Genomic DNA, 26,244 nt, shown 5'->3' with positions numbered 1-26,244 from the left:
GTGCGAGGTGTCGTACCGGCGCCGCCCATGCCCGATCCCGTCGTGCCCGCCGTAGGCCCTCACGCAGGTCACCCCCGGGCCGCCGCCGCGCAGCCGCCGGGCTCGCCGGCTGATCCGGGGCGCCCGGGTGATCCCGCGCAGCCCGCACAGCCCGGCGCCGGCGCCGACCCCCGTCCCGGCCCCGGGGTCTCCCCGGCCGCGCCCGTGCCCCGGGGTTCACGTGTGCCCCAGTCCCCCGGCCGTACCCCCGAGTCCGTTCCCACGATCGATCCCCGGCTGGCGCACGCGCTGGGGCGGCCGCAGCATGGGGACTCGGTGGCTCGGCGGACGGGGCGTTCGATTCGGAAGCTGGCTTCCTCGGCCGCGCAGGACGTGGCCGAGGAGACGCGGATCGCTCGGGAGTTGCAGCAGCCGGTGACGACGGGGCGGGTGATCGCCGTGACGTCGATCCGGGGCGGGGTCGGGAAGTCGACGATGACCGCGCTGCTGGGGCGGACGTTCAACCACTACCGGCACGACCCGGTGCTCACGATGGAGGCGGACGCGGCGCTCGGCACGCTGCCGGTGCGGATGGGGGCCGACTCGGTGCGCTGGGCGGCGGCCGATCTCGCACAGATTCTGAACCCTGCGATGCAACTCACCGATGTCACCGGGTACTTGGTGCCGGTGTCGGACGGCGGCTGGCTGCTGCCCGCCAGCCAGGGCCGGGTCGGGGCCCCGCTGGACATCCGTACATACCGCACGGTGACGCTCGCCCTGCGGCGCTACTTCGCGGTGACCGTGGTGGACTGCGAGACGCTGCCGGGCGAGGTGGCCCGTACGGCGATGGACACGGCCCACGCGCGGGTGATCGTCGCGCCGATGACCGCCGAGGGTGTCAACGGCACCCGGCAGGTCCTGGACTGGCTCGGCCAGTTGCCGCACTCCGCGCTCGGCTCGACCGTCGTCGCGCTGAGCGCCGGCTCGCCCGACGTCACGCTGGACCGCGAGGCGGCCGTCGCCCACCTCAAGGAGTCCGGCGTCCATGTCGTCCCCGTCCCCTACGACCGCCACCTCGCCCAGGGCGGCCCCATCCGTACCACGCTGCTGGGCCAGGAGACCCGCGAGGCGGCGATCAACCTGGCGGCGGAGGCGATGAACCGGGCGGTGCGGATGCGATGACCACCCGTCGAGATCGAGGTCGAGAAGGGGTCCGTACGTGACCCAGCAGCTGATCCACCGGCCCGCGCGCAGCACGCGCCCGCTCGGGGCCGCCGGGGCCCGGACGATCGAGCCGCCGCCGAACCTCCCGGAGGGCAAGGCGGGGTCGGCGGCGACGGCGTTGCTGCCGATGGCCGGGGTCATGGGCTCGGTCGTGATGATGACCGTGATCCGGAGCAGCCAGTTCGCCGCGCTCGGTGCGATCGTGCTGGTCTTCGCGCTGCTCGGCGCGGTCGCCCTGTTCCTCTCCCAGCGCGGCAAGGCGCAGCGCACCCGGCGTACGCAACGCGAGCGGTATCTGGAGTATCTGGAGGAGCTGCGCGAGGAGTTCGGGGCGGCGGAGCGGGACCGGCGGCAGCTGGCGCGGGTGCTGAATCCGCCCCCGGAGGCGCTCTACGACCTCGTGCGCGACCCCGCCCGGCTCTGGGAGCGGCGGCGGCGGGACCCGGACTTCCTGCGGGTGCGGGTCGGCACCGGTGACGTGCCCGTGGCGGACCTGGCCATCGGACTGAACCAGGGCGGGGTGCTGACGCCGCCGGACCCGTTCATGCTGAACGAGGCCCGTGCGCTGCTGGCCCGCTACTCGGTGGCCAACGACTGCCCGATCACCGTGCCGCTGGACCGCGCGGGCAACGTCAGTGTGGTCGGCGACCGGGAGGGCGTACTGCGGGTGGCGCGGGCGCTGCTCGTCCAGACCGCCGTCACGCACGCGCCGGACGACGTGGCCGTGGCGCTCGGGGTGCCGGGCGAGCGGCTGGCGGACTGGGAGTGGGCGAAGTGGCTGCCCCATGTGCTGGACGGGCAGGAGCACGACGGTCCGGTGGCGGCCCGCCGGATCGCGCCGAGTCTGCCGCAGCTGGCCCGGCACTTCCGCCATGAGCTGGGCCGGCGTGCCTCGTACGCGGCGGAGGTGCGCCGGGGGCTGGCCGACCGGGGCGCGCTCCGGCTGGCGTCCCGCATGCTCGTCGTGAGCGACGAGTACGGGGAGACGGCCGCCGAGCTGCCGCGCCCCGACACGGCGGTCGGCCTGGCGGACATGGGTGTCACCGTGCTGCATCTGCTGGCGGAGCAGGTGCACGAGCCCGACCATGTGTCGGTGCGGATCACGGTGCGGGGCGCCGAGGTCGTCGTGGAGGATCTCCGGGAGCCGCACCCCGCCGAAGGGCCCGCGACGGTACCGAGCGCGCAGGGTACAACCGTGTACGTCCCGACTTCGCATGGCACCTCCGACGAGATGACGACCGCCGGTGCCGAAGGCCTCGCCCGGCTGCTCGCGCCGCTGCGGCTGTCCGCCGAGTCCGCCGCCGAGGGCACGCCCGTCACCGGCCCCGTCGACTTCCCGGGTCTCCTCGGCATCGACGACCCGGCCGTACTGGACCTGGTCCGGCTCTGGGCGCCGCGCGGTGAGCGTGAATTCCTGCGGGTACCCATTGGCTTGACGGACCATCATGAGCCGGTGCTGCTCGACCTCAAGGAGTCCTCCGAGCTGGGCATGGGCCCGCACGGGCTGTGCGTGGGCGCGACGGGTTCGGGCAAGAGCGAGCTGCTGCGCACGCTCGTGCTGGCGCTCGCCGCCACCCACTCCCCCGAGGAACTCGCCCTCGTCCTGGTCGACTACAAGGGCGGCGCGACCTTCGCCCCGTTCACCGAACTCCCGCACGTGGCCGGTGTGATCACCAACCTGGAGAACCAGGCTGGGCTCGTCGAGCGCGTGCACTCCAGCCTCGCGGGCGAGGTCAAGCGGCGGCAGCAGGTACTGAAGGACGCGGGGAACGTCGCCGACATCGGGCACTACGCGGCCCTGCGCGCAACCCGGCGCCCGGACCTCGACCCCCTCCCCCACCTCTTCGTCGTGATCGACGAGTTCGGCGAACTCCTCACCGCCAAACCGGACTTCATCGATCTCTTCCTCTCCATCGGCCGCATCGGGCGCTCCATCGGCGTCCATCTCCTCCTCTCCAGCCAGCGCATCGAGGGCGGCAAGCTGAAGGGTCTGGACACCTACCTCTCGTACCGCCTCGGTCTGCGCACCTTCTCCGCCGACGAGTCGCGGACCGTGCTCGACACGACCGACGCCTTCCATCTGCCGCCGCTGCCGGGCTTCGGCTATCTGAAGGTGGACACGTCGACGTACGAACGGTTCAAGGCGGGGTACGTGTCCGGCGCGTACCGGGGCCCCGCGCTCGCCGCGCAGGAGGACGACACGCCGCTCGCCTGGCCGTATCCGACGTACAACACGCCCGACGGCGCGCCCGCCACGAACCAGGCGGCCGAGGAGCCCAAGGCGACCAAGCGGGAGACCGGGCCGACCGTGATGTCGGTGATGGTGGACCAACTCGCCTCCGCCGCACGGCCGGTGCGGCGGATCTGGCTGCCGCCGCTGCCGGACGCGATCACGCTGGACGCGGCGGCCGGGCCCGTACAGGTGGACGAGCGTGGGCTCCGGCTGGCGGGCGGCGAGGGCACGTTGCGGGTGCCGCTCGGGGTGCTGGACGATCCGGCGAAGCAGTGGCAGGGCCACTGGGTGCTCGACCTGACGGTCGCGGGCGGGCACGCGGCGATGATCGGCGGACCGCAGTCCGGCAAGACGACGCTGCTGCGGACCCTCGCGCTCTCCCTCGCCACGACCCACACACCCGCCGAAGTCGCCATCTACGGCCTGGATTTGGTCGGCGGCGGGCTCTCGGCTCTCGCCGGGCTGCCGCACGTCGGGGGGATCGCCGGCCGCGCCGACCGGGAGCGGGCCGCGCGGACGGTCGCCGAGGTGCGGACCATGCTGATCGAGCGGGAGGAGCTGTTCCGCGAGCACGGCATCGACTCGGTCGACCAGCTGCGCCACCTGCGCGCCCAGGGCAGGCTGCGCGAACTCGGCTCGACGGACGTCGTCCTCCTCATCGACGGATTCGGCGCGCTGCGCGACGAGTTCGCCGAGCTCGACGACACGGTCGTGGACCTGCTCAAGCGCGGGGGCGGCTACGGCATCCATGTCGTCGGCTCCATGCTGCGCTGGAACGACGTACGGATCGCCACGCAGTCGATGTTCGGGACCCGGGTGGAGCTGCGGCTCAACGACCCGAGCGATTCGAGCGTGGACCGCAAGCTCTCCGAGACGCTGTCGCCCGACACTCCGGGGCGCGTGCTGACCGACGGCAAGCTGTTCGCGCAGGTCGCCCTCCCGCGCCTCGACGGACGGCCGTCGACGGGCGATCTCGGTCCGGCCCTGGAGGACGCGGCCCGTACGATCCGCTCCACCTGGCACGGTGAACTGGCCGCGCCCGTACGGGTGTTGCCGACCCGGCTGCCGTCCGCGCGGCTGCCGTCGCTGGTCGCGGAACCCCAGCGGGTCCCCCTAGGTGTCGACCAGGACGCACTGGCCCCCGTCCTCCTCGACCTCTTCGGCTCGGACCAGCATCTGCTGATCCTGGGCGACAACGAGTGCGGCAGGACGAACCTGCTGAAGCTGGTCGTGGAGCGGCTCGTGGAGCGGTACTCGGACGAGGAGCTGGTCTTCGGTGTGTTCGACCCCCGGCGCGGGCTGCGGGGCGTGGTCCCGGAGCCGTACCGGGGCGGTTACGCGCACAACGCGAAGCTCGCGACGGGGCTGGCGGCGGGCATCTCGAGCGAGCTGGAGAAGCGGATGCCGGAGACCGCCGACCCGGACGCGCTGACCGACGAGCCCGCCTTCAAGGGCCCGCGAATCGTGATCCTGGTCGACGACTACGACATCCTCACCACCGCCGGGCAGCAGCCGCTCTCGCCCTTCCTCCCCTATGTGTCGTCGGCGCAGGACATCGGGCTGCACTTCGTGATCACCCGCCGGGTCGCGGGCGCGTCCCGCGCGGTGTACGAGCCGCTGCTCCAGACCCTCCGCGAGACCGGCACGGCCGCGCTGCTCATGACCGGTGAGCGGAGCGAGGGCCAGCTCTTCCCCGGCCTGTACGCCTCGGCGCAGCCGGCGGGGCGGGGCACGCTGGTCCGCCGGGGCCGACCCCACCAACTGATCCAGACCGCGCTGGCCGACCAGGAGGACGACCTCACGTGACCAAGGACGTCATCGCGCTCACCCCGAAGATGCCCAACGTGTGGGCGCTCATGGCGAGCCTGTACGCCGGCGGCGCCGACCTGGACCTGTCGGCGGCGGCCGAGGGAGCGGTCGTACAGCTGCACGGTCCCGGTGGGCGTCCGCTGGTGTCCGTGGAGTCGCCGGTGCTGGTGCAGGTGCCGGGTGAGGCGGAGCGGCTGCTCGGGCAGAGCGCGCGGGCCCCGTTCTGGTGGACGGAGGCACGGGCGTCCACGGCGGTGCCGGAGGCGGAGCAGCTGGCGGGTGTGGTGTGCGGGCGGCTCAACGCGCTGCTGGGCGGCACGACTTGGCCGCCGGAGGCCGCGGGCACGAAGGTGGTCGACGTGTCCGCCGTACCGTCGGCGGGGTCGGGGCAGCCCGCCGTGGACGTGGTGACGGACCACGCGGCCGTCGTCCTCATCGACCGGCCGGTGGTCGCCCTGACGACCTGGCTCGCCGAGATCATGCGCACGGCGGTGGCGTCCCGCCGCTCCCTCCAGATCGTCACCCCGCCCCACGTACGCCTCACGCCGGCGGCCCGTACGACGCTCGCCCGTGTCCCCAACCGCTGGGTCGTCCAGGACGCCGAGTGCGGCTACTACGACGGTCTGTCGGGGGCGGTGCTGCGCTGGCAGGACGGGGCGTTCTCGCCCGCGCTGTCGGCGGACGGGACAGCGACGGTGGCCGCCGCGTTCACGCGTCCGGCGGCCGAGGCGCCGGGCCGGCAGCTGATCGTCGCCCTCCGCACGATCCACCAGGCGGACGAACGGCTGCTGCTGGGCGGCGCGCTGGAGGCGGCCTGGGAGACCCTGACGGGCACGGCACCGGCCGGCTGGGGCACGGCCGAGCCGGTCAACCTCCCTTGGTCACCGCGCCAGCTGACCGACCTCGCCCGCGAGCGCGCCCCCGAGCCCGCCCACCTGGTCGTGGTCGGCACCCCGGACCGGCCTGCCATGGCGACGGTCCGCGTGACCCGTACGACGAAGGGTGTGGAGGAGGACGTCGTCCTCACCGTCGGGTACCCGGCCGACGAGGAACTGCCGCTGGACCGTATCCAGCCCCTGGCCGAGACCCTGGTCAGGGAACACGCGCTGACGACCATGCTCACCTCCGTACGCCTGGGCCGCCCCGACCTGACGACCGCGCCCCGCCTGGAGGGCCCCCCGATCCCGTACGCCTTCACGCTGGGCCCGGACGACGTGCACGCGATCGGCGTCGATCACGCGCGCCGGCCACCGGTCGAGGTCCGGCCGGTGGGGCTGGGACCGGCCACCCGGCCGGCGCTGCACTTTCCCCTGGGCGAGGCGGAGGACCCGGCGGCGTGGGAGCGGTTGCAGCAGCTCACGGCACATCTGCGGGCGGCGCCCACGTCTCGGAGGCCGTGATCACGACCGCCGTTCCGGCGAACCCACATGGGCCGCAGGGCCCCGGCCCCGGAGAACGGCGTCCGCCGCCGGCCCTCCCCGGCGGGCCGGAGGGTGAGGTCGACCCGGACGACCCCATGGCGGGCCTCGTGACACCGCCACTCGCACCAGGCCGCGCTTCTCTCCAGCCCCATCCGCCCCGCGGCCTCGGCGAGTGCCTCCCAGAAGCCGGGCGGCAGCGGCGTCCGGCTGTCGCCGAGTTCCTCCAGCGGTTCGGGGACGTCCATCCGCCCGTTCTCCGCTCATCCGGACAGTGCCGGTGCCGGTGCCCGCCCCCCGCGCCCCCGCACGATCAGGCGGCCCCGGCGTGACACCCGCAGTCCGTACGGCGGACGTCACACTGGGTCGGGGAGGGGCGGGGTGCCCGTTACCGTGCCTTCTGCTGGCCGGAAGCCGGCGTGGAGGCGGGTCCGCGGGAGGGCGCGTCCGGTGAGTTCGCCGCTTCGCCCGCGCGGCGGTATTCGGCGTTGATGCGCTGTGCCTCTTCGAGCTGGTCCTCGAGGATGACGATGCGGCAGGCGGCCTCGACGGGGGTGCCCTGGTCGACGAGTTCCCGGGCGCGGGCGGCGATGCGCAGCTGGTAGCGGGAGTAGCGGCGGTGGCCGCCCGCGGAGCGCAGCGGGGTGATGAGGCGGGCTTCGCCGATGGCACGGAGGAAGCCCTGGGTGGTGTTGAGCATCTCGGCGGCCCGGCCCATGGTGTAGGCGGGGTAGTCGTCGTCGTCGAGACGGTCGTAGGAATCGTCTGCTGTCATTGCACCTCTCTGTGGAACGCGTCGGGGGGCCCTGGCGCCGTACCGGCACCAGGGCCCCGAAGGAACTGCTACACCATCTGTCGGCTCTACTGCTCCGCCGACCTTCTGTTTCCGCGGGCCTGGCCTGAGTGCTGCCGGGGACGCGGGGATCGCGGATGTGTGACCGGAGACCACCTGCCTATCGATGTCCTGCGGTACCCGGACTCAATGCTTCGGTCCGGGCGATCCTGATGGCGCTCAACTCCTCCGTTCTTTCCCTCTGGTCTTTCCTCTGAATGAACTGCTTGCCAAGCGGAACCGCGTACTGCTGGTACTGCCCTTGGCGGCCCCTGATCACTGCGGGCCACCCGGTCCGGTGATCAGCCCCGTCGCCGTCCTTCGACTGCTCTGGCTTCGAAACTCCACCACCGCACCGTCCTGCGAACCGCACCTGCGGGTACTTCTGCCCGGCAGTTCATTTCTGCCGGGCCTGCTCGATCTCGGCTACGTAAGAAACCATAACCACGCCCACTCCCAATGTCTACTCCAGCCGACATAGATTTTCGCGTGTTCGACGGTGAGGTAGTCGCCCTCGCGCAGAGCGGTCCCGCGCGCCCGGCCCGCCACGGCCTGCCCGGCCCGCCGATCACTACCAGCCATCGCCCCTGTACAGAGCCGGTGACTCGCGTCACTAACTCAACGACCAATACGAGCAGTACGAGCTCTGGCAGGGAAAGGATTTACCGGCCTGACCTAGGTCCATAACCTCCCGGCAACAGCTGCCAGCAGGCACGCGCCAGGAGGAGAACCATGGCCAGATCCAGCCACGTCATCACCGGTACCGCCGGCACCGCCGGTATCCCCGGTACGGCATCCGCACGTCGGCGCACCGCCCTCCCCCGGCGCCCCTTGGCCGCCGCCTTCGCCGCGACCCTCGCGCTCGGCACGCTGGCCGCCTGCGGCGATGGCGACGACGCGCCCAAGGTGGCGGAGAACAAGATCTCGGCGGGCCAGGTGCCCGAGTACTACCCGGCGGACTACGCCGACCTGATCGCGGAGGCGAAGAAGGAGGGCGGCAAGCTCACCGTCTACTCGAACCTCGGCGACGAGAACATGGCCCCGGTGGTCAGGGACTTCAAGAAGAAGTACGACTTCATCGAGACCGTCTCCGTGAGTGAGCTGGACAGCGACGAGCTGTTCCAGAAGACCCTGTCGGAGAACGCGGCCGGGTCGTCCCCGGCGGACCTGCTGATCTCCAGCGCGGCCACCGCGTGGGCGGACTTCTCCGGCCGGAAGAACACGGTGCTCACTTACGAGTCGCCGGAGCTGTCCGAGCTGGGGGACAGTGCCGAGCTGCTGCCGAGCGTGTACTCCCTGTCCCAGGACCCGATGACCATCGCGTACAACACCACGCTGATGGAGACCCCGCCGACCACCCTGACCGACCTGGCGAAGATCGTGACCTCGGACGAGGACAAGTACAAGAACAAGGTGACCGTCCGTGACCCGGAGGGTTCCTTCGGCTTCACGGTGACCCGCGCGCTGACCGAGGGCAACCCGGAGGCGTGGGACGACCTGGAGAAGATCCTTCCGCTGACCCGCCCCGAGACCTCCTCCGGCACCCAGCTGGAGAAGATCGTCGCCGGTGAGTACACGGCCGGCTTCCTGATCAGCGCCTCGCCCGCCTACCCGGTCGTCGAGGACAGCGCCGGTCTGGTGAAGATCGTCTTCCCGAAGGACGGCACGGTCGTCCTGCCGCGCGGTATCGGTATCGCCGCCGAGGCGCCGCACCCGGCGACCTCGAAGCTCTTCCTGGACTTCGCCCTCTCCGAGGAGGGCCAGCGCGCGGTCGCCGAGGGCGGTCTGGCCTCGTACCGCGAGGGTGTCGAGGGCCAGGGCCTGCACACCTACCAGGAGGTCGTCGACGCGGTCGGCGAGGAGAACATCATCCACGTCAAGTACGAGCCGGTCGCGAAGAACGACGCCGACGCCTGGCTGGAGCGCTTCGACGGGCTCCGGAAGTAGCGGAGCGGCAGAGGCCTTTCGGGACGATCGGAGTCAGTGCAGATGTCAACCCTCACCCAGCCGCCCCGCACACCGGCCGGCGAGTCACCCGCGGAGACGTTCGAGCCGCCGCGTTACCGCCGGGTCCTCGGCATCGGACGGGACACGGTTGTCCAGTACGCGGTCCTGGCGTTCCTCGCCGTACTGGTGCTGGCCCCGATCGTCCCGACCCTCTACCAGAGCATCCGCAACCGCCCGCTCTACGAGGCGGGCGGCGCCTTCACCCTCAGCGGCTACCGCGACCTCTTCACCGAGGCCGGCTTCGGTGAAGTCGCCCTGAACACCCTGCTGTTCGCCTCACTCACGACCATTCTGAGCCTGGCCATCGCCATTCCGATGGCGATCGTGGTCGTACGGACGAAGCTGCCCGGTGGGCGGCTGGTCGCGCTCGCGATGCAGTGGCCGTTCTTCATCTCGTCGCTGATCCTGGGCTTCGGCTGGATCATCATGTACGGCCCGGCCGGGTTCGTCAGCGTCAAGGTGCAGCAGGTCTTCGGCGGGGTGCCGTGGAACCTGTACTCGATCCCCGGCATGGCGCTCACGGAGGCCGTGGCGCTCGCCCCGATCGCGTACGTCTTCTGCGCCAACGCCCTGCGGCAGTCGGACGCCTCGCTCGAATCGGCGGCCCAGGTCTGCGGCGCCGGACCGCTCCGGATCCTCGGCCAGGTGATCGTCCCGCTGCTGCGCCCGCCGATCGTCTACAGCGCGATCCTCGTCTTCTCGGTCTCCATCGAGACGCTGAGCGTGCCGCTGCTGTACGGCCAGCCGGTCGACATCGACGTGTTCTCAACCTTCCTGTACCACAAGGGACTTCAGTCCGTGGACCCCGACTACACGATGCTGGGCGCCGCCTCCACCGTCATCCTCGTGCTCACCCTGAGCCTGGTGGCCGTACAGGCGAAGCTGCTGAAGGACGCGGCCCGCTTCGTCTCCGTACGCGGCAAGGTGACCCGGCCGCGCAAGCTGGACCTCGGCTGGCTGAAGTGGGTGAGCATCGCGTGCATCTGGTTCTACGTGATCGTCGGCGCCCTCGTCCCGATCGCGGGGCTGGTGATGCGGTCCTTCACTCTCGTCTTCACGCCGCTGCAGTCGCCGTTCAGGACGGTCACGACGAAGAACTACGAGATCGTCTTCGACTCCGACAACTACGTGCAGTCGCTGTGGAACAGCCTCATCGTGGCCGGTGTCGGCTCGGTCGTCGTCAGCGCCCTGGCCGTCTTCGCGGTGATGGTCTCCCGCCGCTCCACGTTCCGCTGGGGCCGGGCCGTGGAGTATCTGGCCCTCATCCCCCAGTCCCTCCCCGGCATCATCATCGGCATCGGCTTCTTCTGGGCCTTCGCGCTCGCCCCGTTCCAGATGGGCTCGGTCCTCCAGGGCACGATCTACGCCGTCATCATCGCCTTCGGCATGCGGGCCCTGCCCAGCGCGTTCGGCTCGGTCGCCCCGGCGATCATGCAGATCGGCGGTGAACTGGACAACGCGGCCCGGGTGTCCGGCGCCGACTGGCTGATGACCTTCTTCCGGGTGCTCCGGGCCCTGATCACGCCGGCGTTCGCGGGAGCGCTCGTCCTCACCTTCGTGATCATGCTCAAGGAGTACTCCCCGGCCGTCTTCCTCAGCTCGGCCGACAACAACATCCTCGGCACCACCATGCTCAGTCTCTGGACGCAGGGCAGGGCCGGATCCGTCGCCGCGCTGGCCACCCTCCAGATCGGCATCACCGCGGTCTTCGTCGCACTCGCGGGACTGCTCATGAAGGGAAAGCACCATGCCTGAGGTGACCGTCAAGAACCTGGCCAAGACGTTCGGCGACAACTCCGTCCTGCGCGATGTCACCTTCACCATCAAGGACGGCGAGTTCTTCACGCTGCTCGGTGCGAGCGGCTGCGGCAAGTCGACGACGCTCAACTGCATCGCGGGCCTCGAACAGCCCACGGAGGGCTCGATCTCGGTCGGCGGCAGACCCTTCGTGGACGCCGGGGCGGGGACCTTCCTCCCGCCCGAGGAGCGCAACCTCGGCATGGTCTTCCAGTCGTACGCGCTGTGGCCGCACATGACCATCGCGAAGAACCTCGCGCTGCCGCTCAACATCCGCAAGGTGCCGAAGGACAAGCAGAAGACCCTGATCCACGAGGCCCTCGACAAGGTCGGCCTCGCCGCGCTGAGCGGCCGCTACCCGCACCAGCTCTCCGGCGGACAGCAGCAACGCGTTGCGCTGGCACGGGCGTTGGTCTACTCCCCGACGGTCCTCCTCCTCGACGAACCGCTCTCCAACCTCGACGCCAAGCTGCGCGAACAGGCGCGGGCCTGGCTGAAGCGGCTCCAGGAGGAACTGGGCATCACCACCGTCTATGTGACGCACGACCAGGACGAGGCGCTGGCCCTGAGCGACCGCATCGCGGTCATGGAGGGCGGCAACATGATCCAGATCGGCACCCCGCACGAGATCTACGAGCGCCCCGCCGCCCCCGCCGTCGCCGCGTTCGTCGGCCGCTGCAACTTCCTCACCGGCAAGGTCGTCGCCCAGGACGGCACCCGGCACAGCGTCCGCCTCGACGCCAGCGGTGACGTCGTGCACGTCGACAGCGACCGGCCCGTCGTCGTCGACGACTCCGTCACCGTGGCCATCCGCCCCGAACGCCTGGAGGTCACCCCCGCCGACGCGGCGACCGGCCGCGCCAACCGGCTCACCACCCGGGTCATCACCAGCTCCTACGTCGGCTCCCGCTACGAGTACGACGTCCGCCTCGGCGACCAGGTCGTCCAGGTCCTCAGCGGCAACGGGGGGCTGGCGGGCGAGGTGGCCCTCGTCTTCGACCCGCCGCACGCGCTGCTCTACGCCGACAAGGTCGAACTGCCGGAGGACCAGCGGGACCTGCTGACGGTCACGTCGTGACCGTCGCCGCTTGACCATCCCTTCCCCGGTCCCCGGGAGGGCCGCTTCCCCCGGCTCTCCCGGGGACGTCTGTGTGTGGGTCGCGCACCCGACGACGAGCGAAAAGCCGCGGGACGGCGGAGAATGAGAGAGGGCAAAGAGGCGACGCCCGAGGCCCGGATCTCCCAGGTGCCGTGTCGCCCCGGCCCTTCCTTCCCCTTCGTCACCCCGGCTTGCTTCGGCTCATGACATTCGCCGCGCGATTTCTCTGGCAATGCCTGACCGCCGTGCTGATGAGCATCGCGATCGGCTGGGCCCCGACGGCGTTCGCGGCGCCGGCTGCGGTCGCGAGGCAGGAGACGATCACTCTCACCCCGTCCGAGGGGCCGCCGGGGACCACCGTTCAGGTCGGTATGGAGAGCTGTACCGACGACCCGGACGAACCGCCGCCTCCGCCTCCCCCTCCGCCACCACCGCCACCACCGCCACCGCCACCGCCACCACCGCCGCCTCCGCCCCCTCCGCCGCCTCCGCCGCCTCCGCCGGTGAATATGTTCCAGTCGCTGACGGCCCGCACGGCTGCGGCAGTCCCGGCCGCCGATATCACTCGGATCACCTGGGACGAGGAGCCCATCGGCTCCGGCGCTGCGTTCGAAGTGCCGGACAAAGCCACTCCGGGTGATCACGATGTGTACGTGACGTGCGGCAACGGGGACTACGGCAGCGCGACGTTCACGGTCACACCGACCCATGAAGCGCGTCAGGACATCACGCTGGACCCCACCAGCGGCCCCTCCGAAACGACCGTCACGGTCGAAGGTATTGGCTTCAACTGCTCAGCGGTGAGGGTGTCGTGGGACGACGACAGCACGCTCATAGCCGGGGCCACTCCGTCGAGCGAGGGAGACATCACCGAGGCATTCGACGTACCGGAGGGTTCATCCGAGACGACGCACACCGTACGAGCCGCGTGCGCGGACTACCCCACGTACTACGCCGACGCCGATTTCACGGTGACGGACACGGAAACGAACGGCACCACCACCGGTGACCAGAACAACGGCGGAACGGACAACGGCGGCACAGACAACGGGGGCACAGACAACGGGGGCACCGACAACGGCGGCACAGACAACGGCGGCACAGACAACGGCGGCACGGACAACGGGGGCACAGACAACGGCGGCACCGACGGCCAGACAAACGGAGACACGAACGGAACCGGCAACGGCACGACCGGCGAGACCGACTCGGGGATCATCGGCGGGCCCGACGACGGCGACGGCGACACGGCGATCCCCGTCGGATGGGTGGTCGGTCCTTCCGCCTTCGGGGCCCTGCTGCTCCTGGCTCTCCTGTTCTCCCTGGTGAACCATCGGCACCGCGGACCGCGCTGGGTCCGCGACCACATCCGCACGGCGTTGCGCCCCGGGGCCGGGACGGCCGGCCTGCGCGAGCGGCGTGACACCGGTTCGGACAGCCGGACCCGGACCATACGGCTCGAACCCCACGCGGATCCGGGTGCCCAGAACGTCCAATGAGGTGAAGCCATGACCATGACCGCCGCGGAGCCGTTCACGATCCGTGCCTTCCTGCTCGGTCCGGAGACCGCCGACCCGGCCGGCGCGCTCGTCGACCCGCTGCACGGCGGCGGCGCGGCCAGATCGCTTCTCGACGGGACCCGCCCCCTGACAGCCGCCGCCGATCAAGCCGTCGAGCGCGAAATGGCGACCGTCATCGACTCCTTCCTCTCCATGGACGTCTTCGACGTGGCAGCGGGCGGCTGGCGAAAGCACGCCGACCTCACCTCCGCCGCGTATCGCACCCGCGCCACCCCGGGCAGCGAGGAGGTCGTCGCGCTCGCGACCCACGACATCACCTCCAGCCACCGTCCCTACGTCGACGTGTTCATGGACGGCGCCAAGATCGGCACTCTCGAGGTCAGTCTCGACGTGATCTTCCAGATCGCCGGGCTCGTGGCCGTCGTCCGCGACGCCCACATGGTCGCCGTACGCAGCGGGGAGTGCGTGCTGGAGGCACATCTCACCGCCCAGCAGATCCTGCTGGCGGAACGACAGGGCCGACTGGACCTCCCCGGCATCTGGCACCTGCACACCCCGCTCCCCCTCCTCCGCAACGAGCCACCGCCACCCCCACCGCCACCACCTCCGCCGTCTCCCCCACCACAGGCACAGCCCTGGCCCCAGTCGGAAGCACCGACCCGCGCCCAGTGAACCCGCCGTCCGCCCAGCGGACAGGCGTGAGCGGACGGCAGTGAAGGGCGGGGCGAGACTGCCTGGTGCCGCCGTTGTCCGCCGGGTGGCGGCTGGACGAGGCTGGGGCGATGAGAATCGGTGTGTCACTGCTCTTGATGTCTCTGGCCCCGGCACTCGCCTGCTTCTACGTGTTCGCCGTGTGGATGCCGTCCGACATGGCGCGCTACCAGGACTACCGGGGAGCCGAGCGGTGCGCCGCCGGCACACCGGCGGCGCAGGCGTGGGAGGACTGTCTGCGTACGGCGTCCTTCACCGTCGACAGCACGAAGCTCAAGCAGGGCGGGAACGGCGGCCGCTACAGGGCGACTCTGTCCGGTGCGCCCTTCTGGAACGGGACCGTGGGGTTCGGTGACCCGGGGCCGCTGCTGAGTGGCCTGCGGCCGGGCGACCGGGTCACCGCGACCGTCTGGCGTGGCGACATCACGGTGCTCAGCCGGGAAGACGTCCGGCAGAGCACCTCCGAGGAACCTCGCGACGAGCCCCAGATGACAGCGGCCATCGGCACGTTCGCGGGCCTCCTGGCCGCCCTGGGACTGTGGTTCGGCGTGGGGCGGCTGGTCGGGCCCCGCGACCCCACGCCCTTCGCCTGGCGCGGCTTCGGCAAGCCGCTGCTCATCACGTCGGCCGCCGCCTGCGCCACCGTAGGGCTGCTCGCGGTGTGGTCCGGCATCCCCTGGTGGGTCGTGCCCGCCCTCGTCCTACCGCTCGTGGCCTGCATGGCCTGGCTGCTCGGCCGGGGGTGGCGGCGGCAAGGGGCGACGGCAAGGGGCGTCAAAGGCCTTCCGTGACGATTCGCAGTTGACCGGCAGGGTGGCCGTCGGGGGGAACCGAACCACATGGTCACTGAATTCCGGTGGCTCCGGTCACCATGAGTTGACGGGCGGCGCGTCGGGTTCGTGCCGCTGCCAGGCCTCGTCGAGGCGCGTGAGCCGGTGCGCGGCGGCGATGCCGCACAGGGACGCGACCTTGCCGTCGCTGACTTCGAAGGCCACGGCGCCCACGACACGGCCCTCGGCCACGGCGAGGAGGGCCGGGGAGCCGTTGACCAGCGCGAGGTGGAACGCGAGGGAGCCGCCGGCCAGGCGCAGCTTCGCCGGAGTGGGCTTGAAGCCGACCCGTACGTAGGAGGCGACGCGCTCGCGTGTCGTGTACCGCAGCAGCCGCCTGGCCAGTCCGGCGCCGTCCGAGACCGCCGTCACGTCGTCGGTGAGCAGCGCCACCAGCCGTTCGGTGCGCCCCGACACGGCGGCGGCGAGGAACTCCTCGACGACCCGGCGCGCGGTCGCGGGGTCCACCTCGTCGCCGCCGTGGCGGCGCTCGGCGGTGACCCGGCGTCGGGCCCGGTGGACATGCTGCTGGCTCGCGGACTCGGTGATGTCGAGGATCCCGGCGATCTCGGCGTGGCTGTACGAGAAGGCCTCGCGCAGGACGTAGGCGGCCCGCTCGACCGGCGAGAGGCGCTCCATGAGGGTCAGTACGGCCAGGGACACCGATTCGCGCTGTTCGAAGGTGTCGGCCGGGCCGAGCATCGGGTCGCCGTCGAGGAGCGGCTCGGGCAGCCAGGCACCGGCCGCGCGCTCGTGGCGTGCCCGCGCCGAGCGGAGCCGGTCGAGGCAGAGGTTGGTGACGACCTTGGTCAGCCAGGCCTCCGGCACCTCGATGTGTTCGCGGTCCGCGCCCTGCCAGCGCAGGAACGTGTCCTGCACGGCGTCCTCGGCGTCGGCGGCCGAGCCGAGCAGACGGTACGCGAGCGAGGCCAGCCGGCCCCGGCCGGCCTCGAACCGATCGATGGCTGCGCTGTCCATGCGCGGCAGCCTATGCGGCGACCCTCACAGCGGCCCGGTCCGGTGCGGTGGCCAGGCGGCGCTTGCGCTTCGGCATGCCGAAGGTCGGGTGGGCGATGCCCCACCCGGCCCCCTTGAGCACGCCCGCCTTGAGCCGCGCGGCGATCCGGCCGCCCAGGTACCAGGGCTTCGACCGGGCGTCCCCGTCCACCATCTGGAAGATCGCGTCCCGCCGCCCGAGACTGATGTGGTTGCCGTGGTACTTCAGCCCGATGGCCGGGACCTCGCCGCCCGTCAGACGCGCGATGATCGCGGCGGTCGCCTGCATGTTGGTGAGGCCGGCCGAGGCGCAGGACATCGGCAGCGGCCGGCCGTTGTCGCCGATCGCGTAGGCGCAGTCACCGGCGGCGTAGACGTCCGGGTGCGAGACCGAGCGCATGGTGCGGTCGACGACGATCCGGCCGGTCTCGGCGACCTCCAGGCCGCCGGCGGCCGCGATGGGGTGTACGGCGAACCCGGCCGACCACACGGTCACGTCGGCCGGGACGGACCTGCCGTCGGCGGCGATCGCCCGTGTCGGCTCGACGGCTTCGATGCCGGTGTGCTCGTGGACGGTGACGCCGAGCCGGTCGAAGGCCTGGCGCAGGTGGCGGCGGGCCTTCGGGGAGAGCCAGGCACCCAGCTCGCCGCGGGCGGCGAGCACGACCGACAGGTCGGGCCGGGACTCGGCGAACTCGGTGGCGGTCTCGATGCCGGTCAGCCCCTCACCGACGACCAGCACGGTGCCGCCCTCGCCGAGGCCGGCCAGGCGCTCACGCAGTCGCAGCGCCGAGTCCCTGCCGGTCACATCGAAGGCGTACTCGGCCACGCCCGGGACGCCCTGGTGGGCGACGGAGCTGCCGAGCGCGTAGAGAAGCGTGTCGTACGCGAGCTCGCCGTCGCCGTCCTCGCCGGTCAGGGCGACGGTCTTGCGCTCGGGGTCGAGGCCGGTGACGCGCGCCAGGCGCAGCCGCACCCCGGTGCCCGCGAAGACGTCGGCGAGCCCCCGGACCGCGCGGTCCTGGCCGATGGCGAGCTGGTGGAGCCGCATCCGCTCGACGAAGTCGGGCACGGCGTTGACGACGGTGATCTCGGTGTCGGCCGGGGAGAGCCGACGGGCCAGGTTCCCGGCGGCGAAGGCCCCGGCGTATCCGGCGCCGAGGACGACGATGCGGTGCTTCATGGCGATGCTCCTGTCTCGTTCGCGTGGCCCTTGAACGAGATGGCGCGCCGATTGCTGACAGGAGCCGGATGTGACGCGGGTCACCGAACCCCGGTGGCTCTCCCGATGCTGACGGGTCGCCCTGTGCGCTCACCTGCCGAGGCCCGCCGCCCGCATCCGCTCCACCAGGTACGGGAGCGCGCCGGGAGTGTCGCGCAGCAGTACCCGGAGGCGGAATCCGTCCGCGTACACGCCGTCGTCCTCGTCGTCCCGCTGGACGGCGGCGGTGTCAAAGAGCACGTCCAGCAGTACGACGAGGACCTCGGCCGGCGCGTCGATGAGCAGTTGCGCCGCGTTCTCGATCCGGATGGTGAAGGGATGCGCGGGAGGCGGGCGGTCGGGGTCGAAGTGCCAGAGCGCCTTCTCCGCGAGGCAGTCGTGGAAGGCGTCCCAGTTACGGCCGAAGTGGACGGGGAACTTCAGAACCCGGGCCCACTCCGAGAACAGCCCCGCCTCGGTGCGGCAGGCGGAGCCGCGCAACACCGCCGAGGGTTCGTCCCGTACGGGTACGGATGCGGGTACGGGCTCGTGAGCCGTCAGCTCCAGGTCCACCCAGTTCATTGCCAGTACTCAGCCGATCAGTCGCTCAGTTGCTCAGTCGATCGGGCGGAAGAACCCGATGTGGTCCGGGCCCGTTCACAGCTCGGGGTTGGGGCTGCTGTTACTGGGATCCGTGAACAGGCTCCAGAGGAGGGAGATGAGGACTGCCCACTCCGACGCCTGGTTGTCGCCCCTCTCCTGCGCTATCCCCAGGAGGTCAGTGTTGTTCGATTCGAACCCCGGGTCGTTGACGGGATCGTCGTTGCTGTCGGGGCCTGAGGTCGTCGGCCCTTCGGCGGGCTGGTCGACCAGTTCCTCGGCGGTGGGCGTCTCCTCCGTGATCCGCAGATCGGCGGCGGCGCCCTCCTCTGTGTTTGTGGGGTTGGGGCAGGTGATGGCCCCGCCGCTCTCCTGGCACACAGGGGCGGGCACGGGCATGGCCACGTCCGACGCGTTGGGCGCCTCCAGGTACTGATAGAGGTGGAAATCCGTGTAGTGGTTGGGGGTGTAGAAGATCAGGCCGTTGACATTGTCCCGGACGATCCGCTCGTCACCGCGATTCGTGCCCCGGGTCGGCCGGATGTCGATGTCGAACTCAAGGAGCTGCGGCTCCTGCGTCCCGGGGATACTCCGGATGAACTCGGTGAGATCTCCGGAGGCGGCGTCGAGGAAGAAGCCTCCGCGCATGATGAAGCCGACCCGGTTCGTCGCCGCGTTCGTGGGGTCGTTGGGGTCGGTCATGTCGACCCGGTCGGTCCGCCTGCCGAAGGGGAAGCCCCGGCTCATCCAGTAGGCGATCGCGGTGTCCAGTTTCTCCGTCGGGAACTGGAAGGTCTTGCCGTCGTCGACCGCGGCGCTCGCCTGCTGCCCCTGGGACGTGGCGAACCACGTTCCCCCGCCCAGCAGCGTCGCCACGGCGAGGAAGAGCGCCAGGAACTTTCCGCTGAGCCATCGGGAACGGCGTTTGTGCCTACGGGCGCTCCCTGGGGCCGCGTCCGTGAGGTCGTCCTGATATCCCCTTGGCTCATCGGGGGCCGATGCCATTCTTTCCGAAGTCATACGTGAGTCCCCTTCTCGCACTCGGCTGAAGCCGCCGGGTGGCTTCAGTGCCGCGTCGGGAGTCTCACCCGGCCCACAGGCCACGGACAGAGTCAAATATCCCAACCCGTCGGTAGCGCTCGACAGGATTCCTGTCTGTTGAGTGCGGTAGGAGCGGGCATCACACCCCGTTCACCCCCTCTCACCTCGGGAGGCGCTTGACGATGGACAGCCAGCGAGGCAGATCGATTTCGGCCAGTACGGTCTTGCCGGGCACGCTCCGGTGCCGCACCTCCCAGCGGTCGACCACCGCCTCCACGAGGGTGAGGCCACGCCCGCACTCGTCGAGCGGCCGGGCCGCGCCCACGTCACCCGGGCCCGGCGGAAGGCGTTCGACCCGGGTGTCGGTGACCTCGATCCGGAGAGAGCCCGTCGGCAGCGACAGCCGCAGCTCGAAGTCCCGCCCCGGTACCCGGCCGTGCGTCACCGCGTTCGCCGCCAGCTCCGCCACGACCACCGCCGCCCGCTCGGACTCCTCCGAGCCGTGCGGGATGCCCCAGGTGTGCAGCTGGGCGAGGGCGAGGTGTCTCGCCAGGCGGGCGCCTAACGGCGTCGAGCTGAAGCGCTGGGTGAACGCGTGCACGGTGACGGGGCGTTGAGCGGCGGGCGGTGCGGTCATGCCGCCAATGTGGCCGCCCCCGGGCCCGTTTCGCCAGCTCCCGGCCGCGTACGCCGCGCGAGCGTACGCGGTCACTCGCTGGACTGTACTCGTGACGTCCCGTAATCATGGACGCCGACGGGTGTGGTCCAGCAGGGCGGGTGCGCGGGAGGTGGCCGATGGTGGCCGACAGCGACATGGTGGGGATCGGCGGGGGCGGCGAGCCGGAGTCCTCCGACAGTCTGCGGACGTTCGGGGCGATGGTCCAGGCCCTGCGAGAGCATGCGGGGCTGAGCCGGGAGGAGTTGGCCGACCTCATCGGTTACTCCAAGCACACGGTGGCGTCCGTGGAGCAGGGTCGCCGGATGCCGGACATGGCGTTCGTGGAGGGGGTGGACCGGGGGCTGGGCAACACGGGCGCGTTGATCGCGGCGGCTCGGCATCTGGGGCGACAGCCGGGGTTGGCGGCGTGGTTCAGGAGGTGGGCGAAGCTGGAGGCTGCGGCGATCACGCTGTACACGTACGAGTGCCGGTTGGTTCCTGGGCTGTTGCAGACTGAGCAGTACCTGCGGGCCTTGTCCGCCGACCAACTGCCTCCCATGGACGACATGCAGATCGAGGAACGTTGGGCTGCGCGTGTGGCGCGACAACAGCTGCTGCAGCAGCGCCCGAACACCACCTTCGGCTTTATCCTCGAAGAGCAACTGTTCGTGCGGTGCACCGGCGGAGCAGAGGTCACTCGAAGGCTCATCGATCACGTGCTGGAGATCTCCGAGTTGCGGAACGTCGAGATCCAGGTCATGCCGCTGGTGCAAGAGTCACATTCCGGATTGGCTGGCCCGATGCAGCTGCTGGAAACCCCCGAAGCCAAGTGGTTCGCTTACAACGAGGGACAAGAGAGCGGCCTCTTGATCACGGACTCGAAGGTGGTCAGTGTGCTCCAGAGGCGCTATGCCAGGATGCGTTCACAGGCTCTCACCATGCGGGACTCCATGAGCCTGCTGCACCGGATGCGAGGGGACCTATGAGCACCACCGAACTGACCTGGTTCAAGAGCAGCTACAGCAGCGGCGGCTCCGGCGACTGCGTCGATGTCGCCCTCTCCTGGCACAAGTCCAGCTACAGCAGTAGCGCATCCGGCGACTGCGTAGAAGTAGCCACCTGCCCCTCCACCATCCACGTCCGCGACTCCAAGAACACAGCCGGCCCCCATCTCGCCCTCTCCCCCACCGCCTGGGCCGACTTCGTCCCGTACGCCGCTCAGGACTGACGGGACTTAGATGATCGGGACCGTGTTCCGGAGCGACGACGTGCCCGTGGAGCACAGGTTCGACTACTGGCGGGAGTTGACGCACCGGGCGATCGCGCCGGCGGACATGAGCAGCGAGTACGCTGCCGAGTTCTCGGCGCAGCAGAGGCTGCTGGAGCTGGGCCCCGTGCTGGTGTGGCCGACGTCGCATCTGCCGACGCGGTTCCGGCGTACGGAGAAGATGGTGCAGCAGTCCGACCCCGAGATGTACCACCTGTCGCTGATGCTCGGCGGCGGGCTGGGCTTCGACCATGTGGGACGGTCCGACGTGTACGGCCCGAGCGATCTGTGGGTGAGTGACACCGCGCGACCGTACGACGTGCGCCCGCCGGAGGACCGGGGGCGCCACATGATCACAGGGGTGGGCGTGGACTTCCCGAAGGCGCTGCTGCCCATACCGCCCGACCGGGTGCGGCCACTGCTGAGCAGGCGGCTGTCGGGGCGGGAGGGCACGGGGGCGCTGCTGACGGGGTTCCTCACCGGCCTGGAACGGCAGTCCGAGGTGCTTCAGCCGTCCGACGCGCCGCGCCTGGGCAAGGTGCTGATCGATCTGCTGTCCGCCTGGTTCGCGCAGGTGCTGGAGGCGGAGGAGGCGCTGCCGCCGGAGACCCGCCAGCGGGCGCTGATGACGCGCGTACGGGCGTTCGTCCGCCAGAACCTGCACGACCCGGAGCTGACGCCGCCCGTGATAGCGGCGGCGCACCACATCTCCCTGAGTTATCTGCACCGGCTCTTCCAAGAGGACGCCCCGGACGAGACGGTCGCGGCCTGGATCCGCACCCAGCGCCTCGAAGGCGCCCGCCGCGACCTGGCGGACCCCACCCTGGCCTCCACCCCCGTCCACACCATCGCCACCCGCTGGGGCCTGGTCCGCGCCTCCGACTTCACACGGGCGTTCAAGGGGGCGTACGGGGTGTCGCCGACGGAGTACCGCGCACAGGCGGGGTCCGCGCGAGAGCCCGGGTAGACGCGCCGGCAACGCACCCGTGGACACACAGTTGACGACAGCCCCAGGACTCGCCACGCATTCTGATCAGGCTGTTCCCGCACAACTCCCTGACCAGGAAAGCGAGTCACACCTCAATCATGCATACGTGACGTATACACTCCCTGCCGCGTGTGCCCACTACACCCGCCGCCGCTCGGTCCGGCGGGCGAGCCCGAGCGCCACGTTCTCCCAGATCGCCCGCCGGAGCGCGTCACTCCCGCTAGAAGGCGCTCAGCCCGTGATGGGACAGCACCCAGTGCACCGGCTGGTAGACGCTCACGTACTTGTCCTGGGCGCTGTTGCACGGCTCGCCGTTCGGAGTGTTGCCTCCGGAGAGGATGCCGAGCGCGTCGGTCCCCGCCCACAGGGGACCGCCGCTGTCTCCGCCGAGTGCACAGTTCGTGGTCATGATCATGTTCTTCAGGACCACCCCGCTCACGGTGACGGTCTCGCTCGGCGAGAGCACGAAGCCCACGAGGTCGCTGCTGACGGCGCCGGCGCGCCTGACGGACTCACCGTCGAAGGGGTAACGGGAGTCCGTGATCTCGTACTCGGTGCCGGCCGCCCTGACAGCCCCGTAGGCAGCGACGTCGATGTTGTCGTCCTCGTTGTATTTGATGACGGCGTAGTCCTTCTCGATGCCGCCGAAGTCGTACCACTCCGTGCGCTTGCCGAGGTAGATGCCGCCGGCCTCCCTGTTCCACCACAGGTCGGCCGAGGTGTCCGCGCAGTGCCCGGCGGTGACGAAGTACTTCTGTCCGGAGGAGTTGCGGACGTTGAACCCGAGGGTGCATTCCGCACCGCTGTCCACCGACTTGATGCCGATGCCACCGAGGCTTTCGTAAGCGTTCGTCTTGAGTGTGCCGGGGTACTTCTCGACGCGTACCGCGTCGCCATAGCCGGCGACGAGGTCCGTGAGGCGCTTCCTGTCGGCGGCGGAGACACCCTCGAAGATCTTGACGGACACCTGATTGGTGCTCGGATCGATACCCCAGGAGGTGTTGGGGATCGGGTCGGCCTCGGCGATCCGATCGTCAAGTGCGGTCTGAACGGAGGCCAGATCGGCGGCGCTGTGCTTCACGACCTCGGCGGTGCCGCCCTCGGCGCGGACGGTCCGCGCGGCACTCTCATCGGTGACGGCGACGACGAGCTGTCCGGCGTCGTCGTAGTAGACGCCCCCGGTGCGGTCGGCACCAATCTCGGTGGCCAGCGCTCTCGCCTGGGCCGGGTCGGACATCAGGGCAGGAGCTGGAGCCGCGTTCGCGGTCGGTGAGGCCAGCACCGCGGCCAGGCTGCACAGTGCCACCGTCAGGGATGTACGGCGGATCGAGAGTCTTCGCATGGATTGTGCCTCCGTAAGAGGAAAGCACGGCGTGGTCGATCGCCGTGCACGGAAGCAGAATGTGGTGTGAGCACGGGAATTGTCGTTGACAAACCATCCACAGATCGCTTGGCTCTGCGTCCACTCCCGCTCGTACGATCCGGTTCAGTGCCGCTGCCCGGACTCGTTACGACCTGGGCCCGCCCGCAGGACGCGGACGGGCCCTCGTCGTCACCAGCTCACCGGCTCGCTACGCCGCGTGCTCCACGAACCGCTCCGCCGTACGGGCGAGCAGTTCGTGCCCGTCCCCGGCCCACAGGTCGTCATTGAACAGTTCGACCTCGATGGGGCCGGTGTAGCCAGCGGCCTCGACGTACGACTTCCACTCCCGCATGTCGATGGCGCCGTCGCCGATCTGGCCGCGGCCGGTCAGGACGCCCTCGGGCAACGGGGTGATCCAGTCGGCGAGTTGGAAGGTGTGGATGCGGCCGCCGACGCCCGCGCGGGCGATCGCCGCCGGGGCCGTGTCGTCCCACCAGATGTGGTACGTGTCGACCGTGACGCCCACCTGCTCCGCCGGGAAGCGCTCGGCGATGTCCAGAGCCTGGGAGAGCGTCGACACCACGCAGCGGTCCGAGGCGAACATGGGGTGGAGCGGCTCGATGGCCAGGCGTACGCCGTTCGACGCGGCGTACAGGCCCAGCTCGGACAGCGCGTCGGCGATCCGTTCCCGCGCGCCGTGCAGGTCCTTCGAGCCCGCCGGGAGGCCGCCGGACACGAGCACCAGGGTGTCCGTGCCCAGCGTCGCCGCCTCGTCGATGGCACGGCGGTTGTCCTCCAGGGCCGCCGCCCGCGCACTACATCTCCCTGAGCTATCTGCACCGGCTCTTCCAGGAGGACGCGCCGGACGAGACGGTCGCGGCCTGGATCCGCGCCCAGCGCCTCGAAGACGCCCGCCGCGACCCAGGCCGTGTCGCCGAATTCCCGTCTGCCCCGCGCCTCCGACTTCACCCGCGCCTTCCGGGGGACGTACGGGGTGCCTCCGACGGAGTACCGAGAGCGGGTGCGGCGCTTCGCGGCGGGCCCAATGCTCCGAGCACGCCTCCGTGAGACTTCGCACGCCCCTATCTGACCGACGCCTTGTCGGTATGTACTCCACAGCATGACGACGTTCACAGAGCGCCAACTCCGACTCCCAGCACCCAACGGCGTCAACCCCTCCCGTGCCCGGTCCGCTGTCCGCAACCTCTACGCCGGGCCGACGCTCACCTCGTCCGATCTCAGCGCGCCGCTCCTGGTGCTCCCCGGCAGAAAGGCATCCTCGAATCCGCTCCCGGGGGCCGTGCCCCTCGCCGACGTTCCCGGCACGCTCAGCCGGTGGAACGACCTCGGCCTGTCAGGGGCCAAGGTTTTCGCGTACGGGCATGACCGGGACGCCCGCGCGACGGCGGCCACCGCCCCCGCGAACCGCATGCTCCAGGCGATCACCACGGTGAAGGAGGCTGCTCCGTCCCTCGCCGTCACCACCGAGGTCTGTGGTTGCTCCTGGACCAGCCACGGCCAGTGCGTCCTCCTGACCGACAGGGGCGGAATCGACCTCGACGCCACCTGCACGCTGATGTCGACGATGGCCGTCCAGCACGCTGACGCCGGCGCCGACGTCGTCTCCCCGACCGCGATGCTCGACGGCTCCGTCCGCGCCGTACGCGACGCCCTCGACGAGGCGGGACATCACGACGTCGGAGTGAACCCCAACCTGGCCATCCACACCAGCCTGTACGGACCGTTCAAGTCCTTGATGGGCACCGACCCGGCCTCCGGCCACCGCCGCGGCCTCCAGCTCGAACCCGGCCGCGCCGACCGCGACGCCCTCGTCCAGGCCCGCCGCTGGATCACCGAGGGAGCGGATTCCCTCACCCTTCAGCCTGTGATGACCGCCGTCGACGTCCTCGTACGGCTCCGCGACGACCAGCCCGTACCCCTCGTCGCCTACTCCACGTCCGGTGAGTGGGCAGCGCTCAACGCCGTCGGCCCGGACGGCATGGTCGAGTACCTGGCCATGCTCAAGCGCTCCGGCGCCGATCAGATCCTCACCTTCGCCGCCGAGGCCGTTGCCCGCCATCTGCAGGCCGCCCGTGGATGACACTCCCCGCCACCGGCCCCGCGAGCTGGACGCGATCCTCGCCGACGCCGAACGCGCCGGGTTCGCCATGTCCTGCGAGGACCGCACGGGCTCCCTGCTCGCCACCCTCGCCGCGACGAAACCCGGGGGCCGTTTCCTGGAATTGGGCACCGGCAGCGGAGCCGGCGCCGCATGGCTCGCCATCGGGATGTCCTCCTCCGCCCGTCTCACCACCGTCGAGACCGACATCGACGTCCAGGCCATCGCCCGCCGCCACCTGGACCACGACCGCCGAATCGAGTTCGTCACCGCGGACGCCGACGATTTCCTCTCCACCTACGAGGGGGAGCCGTTCGATTTCGCGTACGTCGACTGCAGGCCGGGGAAGTACCACCGTCTGCTGGATCTTCTCCGACTTCTCCAGCCCGGCGCGCTCTACGTCGTCGACGACATGTTGCCGCAGGCCACCTGGCCCGAGGACCATCAGCCGCGCGTCAACGGCTTCCTCGCGCAGCTGCCCGAACGGCCCAACCTCCGTGCCACGCCCATGCGGTGGTCATCCGGGCTCGTGGTGGGAGCCCGGATCTGAGG

The 26,244-nt window shown here is 70.6% G+C and carries 21 protein-coding genes and 2 pseudogenes; 15 read left to right on the top strand and 8 right to left on the bottom strand.

Features of this window, described 5'->3' with window-relative positions; all coding sequences use genetic code 11:
• The 3 genes from I8N67_RS32195 to I8N67_RS32185 are packed head-to-tail and all read left to right on the top strand — an operon-like array spanning position 1 to position 6,645.
• Positions 1 to 1,161 carry a CpaE/TadZ family protein gene (locus I8N67_RS32195; RefSeq protein WP_307835434.1) on the top strand — a complete coding sequence of 387 codons (1,161 nt, stop codon included), beginning with the start codon at positions 1 to 3 and terminating at the stop codon, positions 1,159 to 1,161.
• Between the two features lie 37 nt (positions 1,162 to 1,198).
• Positions 1,199 to 5,242 (top strand): type VII secretion protein EccCa, encoded by a 4,044-nt coding sequence (gene eccCa / locus I8N67_RS32190; protein ID WP_200307778.1) that lies wholly within the window; start codon positions 1,199 to 1,201, stop codon positions 5,240 to 5,242.
• Positions 5,239 to 6,645, top strand: coding sequence for a DUF6177 family protein (locus I8N67_RS32185; protein ID WP_200307777.1), 1,407 nt, complete (start codon positions 5,239 to 5,241; stop codon positions 6,643 to 6,645). The genes eccCa and I8N67_RS32185 overlap by 4 nt, the downstream gene beginning before the upstream one ends.
• Before the next feature lie 406 nt (positions 6,646 to 7,051).
• Here the strand turns inward: I8N67_RS32185 and I8N67_RS32180 are convergent, their stop codons facing one another.
• On the bottom strand, positions 7,052 to 7,438 hold the full coding sequence (locus tag I8N67_RS32180; protein ID WP_200307776.1) for a MerR family transcriptional regulator: 387 nt from the start codon (positions 7,436 to 7,438) through the stop codon (positions 7,052 to 7,054).
• A gap of 789 nt (positions 7,439 to 8,227) precedes the next feature.
• Between I8N67_RS32180 and I8N67_RS32175 the strand changes: the two genes are divergently transcribed.
• From I8N67_RS32175 to I8N67_RS32150, 6 genes are all read left to right on the top strand, one after another.
• The gene (locus tag I8N67_RS32175) at positions 8,228 to 9,442 is read left to right on the top strand and encodes an ABC transporter substrate-binding protein (RefSeq protein ID WP_234046636.1); all 1,215 of its coding nucleotides are present in this window, start codon (positions 8,228 to 8,230) and stop codon (positions 9,440 to 9,442) included.
• Positions 9,443 to 9,484: 42 nt separating this feature from the next.
• Positions 9,485 to 11,257, top strand: a complete 1,773-nt coding sequence (locus I8N67_RS32170) for an ABC transporter permease (RefSeq protein WP_200307783.1) — start codon at positions 9,485 to 9,487, stop codon at positions 11,255 to 11,257.
• Positions 11,250 to 12,377 (top strand): ABC transporter ATP-binding protein, encoded by a 1,128-nt coding sequence (locus tag I8N67_RS32165; protein WP_200307775.1) that lies wholly within the window; start codon positions 11,250 to 11,252, stop codon positions 12,375 to 12,377. The genes I8N67_RS32170 and I8N67_RS32165 overlap by 8 nt, the downstream gene beginning before the upstream one ends.
• Positions 12,378 to 12,901: 524 nt before the next feature.
• A complete protein-coding gene (locus I8N67_RS32160; RefSeq protein WP_200307774.1) occupies positions 12,902 to 13,897 on the top strand; it encodes a hypothetical protein in 996 nt (331 codons plus the stop codon).
• A gap of 9 nt (positions 13,898 to 13,906) precedes the next feature.
• Entirely contained in the window at positions 13,907 to 14,590 is a 684-nt protein-coding gene (locus I8N67_RS32155) for a hypothetical protein (RefSeq protein ID WP_200307773.1), read from the top strand.
• A gap of 122 nt (positions 14,591 to 14,712) precedes the next feature.
• The gene (locus tag I8N67_RS32150) at positions 14,713 to 15,420 is read left to right on the top strand and encodes a hypothetical protein (RefSeq protein WP_307835433.1); all 708 of its coding nucleotides are present in this window, start codon (positions 14,713 to 14,715) and stop codon (positions 15,418 to 15,420) included.
• A 75-nt stretch (positions 15,421 to 15,495) separates the two neighbouring features.
• On the opposite strand, the gene I8N67_RS32145 is transcribed toward I8N67_RS32150, so the two are convergent.
• The 5 genes from I8N67_RS32145 to I8N67_RS32125 form a co-directional block, all read right to left on the bottom strand.
• Positions 15,496 to 16,437, bottom strand: coding sequence for a sigma-70 family RNA polymerase sigma factor (locus I8N67_RS32145; protein WP_200307772.1), 942 nt, complete (start codon positions 16,435 to 16,437; stop codon positions 15,496 to 15,498).
• A gap of 10 nt (positions 16,438 to 16,447) precedes the next feature.
• Positions 16,448 to 17,638, bottom strand: a complete 1,191-nt coding sequence (locus tag I8N67_RS32140) for an NAD(P)/FAD-dependent oxidoreductase (protein WP_200307771.1) — start codon at positions 17,636 to 17,638, stop codon at positions 16,448 to 16,450.
• A 129-nt stretch (positions 17,639 to 17,767) separates the two neighbouring features.
• The gene (locus tag I8N67_RS32135; protein WP_200307770.1) at positions 17,768 to 18,238 is read right to left on the bottom strand and encodes a barstar family protein; all 471 of its coding nucleotides are present in this window, start codon (positions 18,236 to 18,238) and stop codon (positions 17,768 to 17,770) included.
• A gap of 75 nt (positions 18,239 to 18,313) precedes the next feature.
• The gene (locus I8N67_RS32130; RefSeq protein WP_200307769.1) at positions 18,314 to 19,276 is read right to left on the bottom strand and encodes a hypothetical protein; all 963 of its coding nucleotides are present in this window, start codon (positions 19,274 to 19,276) and stop codon (positions 18,314 to 18,316) included.
• A 181-nt stretch (positions 19,277 to 19,457) separates the two neighbouring features.
• Positions 19,458 to 19,934 (bottom strand): ATP-binding protein, encoded by a 477-nt coding sequence (locus tag I8N67_RS32125; RefSeq protein ID WP_200307768.1) that lies wholly within the window; start codon positions 19,932 to 19,934, stop codon positions 19,458 to 19,460.
• 158 nt (positions 19,935 to 20,092) lie between these two features.
• On the opposite strand from I8N67_RS32125, the gene I8N67_RS32120 reads away from it, so the two are divergent.
• Genes I8N67_RS32120 through I8N67_RS32110 form a run of 3 tightly spaced genes read left to right on the top strand, consistent with a single transcriptional unit; the run spans position 20,093 to position 22,189 of the window.
• Entirely contained in the window at positions 20,093 to 20,941 is an 849-nt protein-coding gene (locus I8N67_RS32120) for a helix-turn-helix domain-containing protein (protein ID WP_200307767.1), read from the top strand.
• On the top strand, positions 20,938 to 21,183 hold the full coding sequence (locus I8N67_RS32115) for a DUF397 domain-containing protein (RefSeq protein WP_200307766.1): 246 nt from the start codon (positions 20,938 to 20,940) through the stop codon (positions 21,181 to 21,183). The genes I8N67_RS32120 and I8N67_RS32115 overlap by 4 nt, the downstream gene beginning before the upstream one ends.
• Positions 21,184 to 21,193: 10 nt before the next feature.
• Positions 21,194 to 22,189 (top strand): helix-turn-helix domain-containing protein, encoded by a 996-nt coding sequence (locus I8N67_RS32110; RefSeq protein ID WP_200307765.1) that lies wholly within the window; start codon positions 21,194 to 21,196, stop codon positions 22,187 to 22,189.
• A gap of 241 nt (positions 22,190 to 22,430) precedes the next feature.
• On the opposite strand, the gene I8N67_RS32105 is transcribed toward I8N67_RS32110, so the two are convergent.
• Entirely contained in the window at positions 22,431 to 23,552 is a 1,122-nt protein-coding gene (locus I8N67_RS32105) for a S1 family peptidase (RefSeq protein ID WP_200307764.1), read from the bottom strand.
• A 229-nt stretch (positions 23,553 to 23,781) separates the two neighbouring features.
• Positions 23,782 to 24,384: pseudogene (locus tag I8N67_RS32100) on the bottom strand (sugar phosphate isomerase/epimerase family protein); the annotation flags it as partial.
• Between I8N67_RS32100 and I8N67_RS44925 the strand changes: the two are divergent.
• The 3 genes and pseudogenes from I8N67_RS44925 to I8N67_RS32090 all read left to right on the top strand — a co-directional run.
• A pseudogene (locus I8N67_RS44925) lies at positions 24,384 to 24,663 on the top strand (helix-turn-helix domain-containing protein); the annotation flags it as partial. The pseudogenes I8N67_RS32100 and I8N67_RS44925 overlap by 1 nt on opposite strands.
• Before the next feature lie 30 nt (positions 24,664 to 24,693).
• Complete coding sequence (locus tag I8N67_RS32095) at positions 24,694 to 25,674, top strand: porphobilinogen synthase (protein WP_200307763.1); 981 nt, start codon at positions 24,694 to 24,696, stop codon at positions 25,672 to 25,674.
• Positions 25,667 to 26,242, top strand: a complete 576-nt coding sequence (locus tag I8N67_RS32090; protein WP_200307762.1) for an O-methyltransferase — start codon at positions 25,667 to 25,669, stop codon at positions 26,240 to 26,242. Before I8N67_RS32095 ends, I8N67_RS32090 begins: the two co-directional genes overlap by 8 nt.
• Positions 26,243 to 26,244 lie beyond the last annotated feature (2 nt).

Source organism: Streptomyces adelaidensis, assembly GCF_016598475.1.
GTDB lineage: Bacteria > Actinomycetota > Actinomycetes > Streptomycetales > Streptomycetaceae > Streptomyces > Streptomyces adelaidensis.
The sequence above is the reverse complement of the archived record's forward strand: the minus strand, read 5'-3'. Positions and strand labels throughout refer to the sequence as shown.

Bases quoted from the DNA above. Each gene is read 5' to 3' on its own strand.
- I8N67_RS32180 (WP_200307776.1), bottom strand. From the start codon at position 7,438: ATGACAGCAGACGATTCCTACGACCGTCTCGACGACGACGACTACCCC.
- I8N67_RS32175 (WP_234046636.1), top strand. From the start codon at position 8,228: ATGGCCAGATCCAGCCACGTCATCACCGGTACCGCCGGCACCGCCGGT.
- I8N67_RS32170 (WP_200307783.1), top strand. From the start codon at position 9,485: ATGTCAACCCTCACCCAGCCGCCCCGCACACCGGCCGGCGAGTCACCC.
- I8N67_RS32165 (WP_200307775.1), top strand. From the start codon at position 11,250: ATGCCTGAGGTGACCGTCAAGAACCTGGCCAAGACGTTCGGCGACAAC.
- I8N67_RS32155 (WP_200307773.1), top strand. From the start codon at position 13,907: ATGACCATGACCGCCGCGGAGCCGTTCACGATCCGTGCCTTCCTGCTC.
- I8N67_RS32145 (WP_200307772.1), bottom strand. From the start codon at position 16,437: ATGGACAGCGCAGCCATCGATCGGTTCGAGGCCGGCCGGGGCCGGCTG.
- I8N67_RS32140 (WP_200307771.1), bottom strand. From the start codon at position 17,638: ATGAAGCACCGCATCGTCGTCCTCGGCGCCGGATACGCCGGGGCCTTC.
- I8N67_RS32135 (WP_200307770.1), bottom strand. From the start codon at position 18,238: ATGAACTGGGTGGACCTGGAGCTGACGGCTCACGAGCCCGTACCCGCA.
- I8N67_RS32130 (WP_200307769.1), bottom strand. From the start codon at position 19,276: ATGACTTCGGAAAGAATGGCATCGGCCCCCGATGAGCCAAGGGGATAT.
- I8N67_RS32125 (WP_200307768.1), bottom strand. From the start codon at position 19,934: ATGACCGCACCGCCCGCCGCTCAACGCCCCGTCACCGTGCACGCGTTC.
- I8N67_RS32120 (WP_200307767.1), top strand. From the start codon at position 20,093: ATGGTGGCCGACAGCGACATGGTGGGGATCGGCGGGGGCGGCGAGCCG.
- I8N67_RS32115 (WP_200307766.1), top strand. From the start codon at position 20,938: ATGAGCACCACCGAACTGACCTGGTTCAAGAGCAGCTACAGCAGCGGC.
- I8N67_RS32110 (WP_200307765.1), top strand. From the start codon at position 21,194: ATGATCGGGACCGTGTTCCGGAGCGACGACGTGCCCGTGGAGCACAGG.
- I8N67_RS32105 (WP_200307764.1), bottom strand. From the start codon at position 23,552: ATGCGAAGACTCTCGATCCGCCGTACATCCCTGACGGTGGCACTGTGC.
- I8N67_RS32095 (WP_200307763.1), top strand. From the start codon at position 24,694: ATGACGACGTTCACAGAGCGCCAACTCCGACTCCCAGCACCCAACGGC.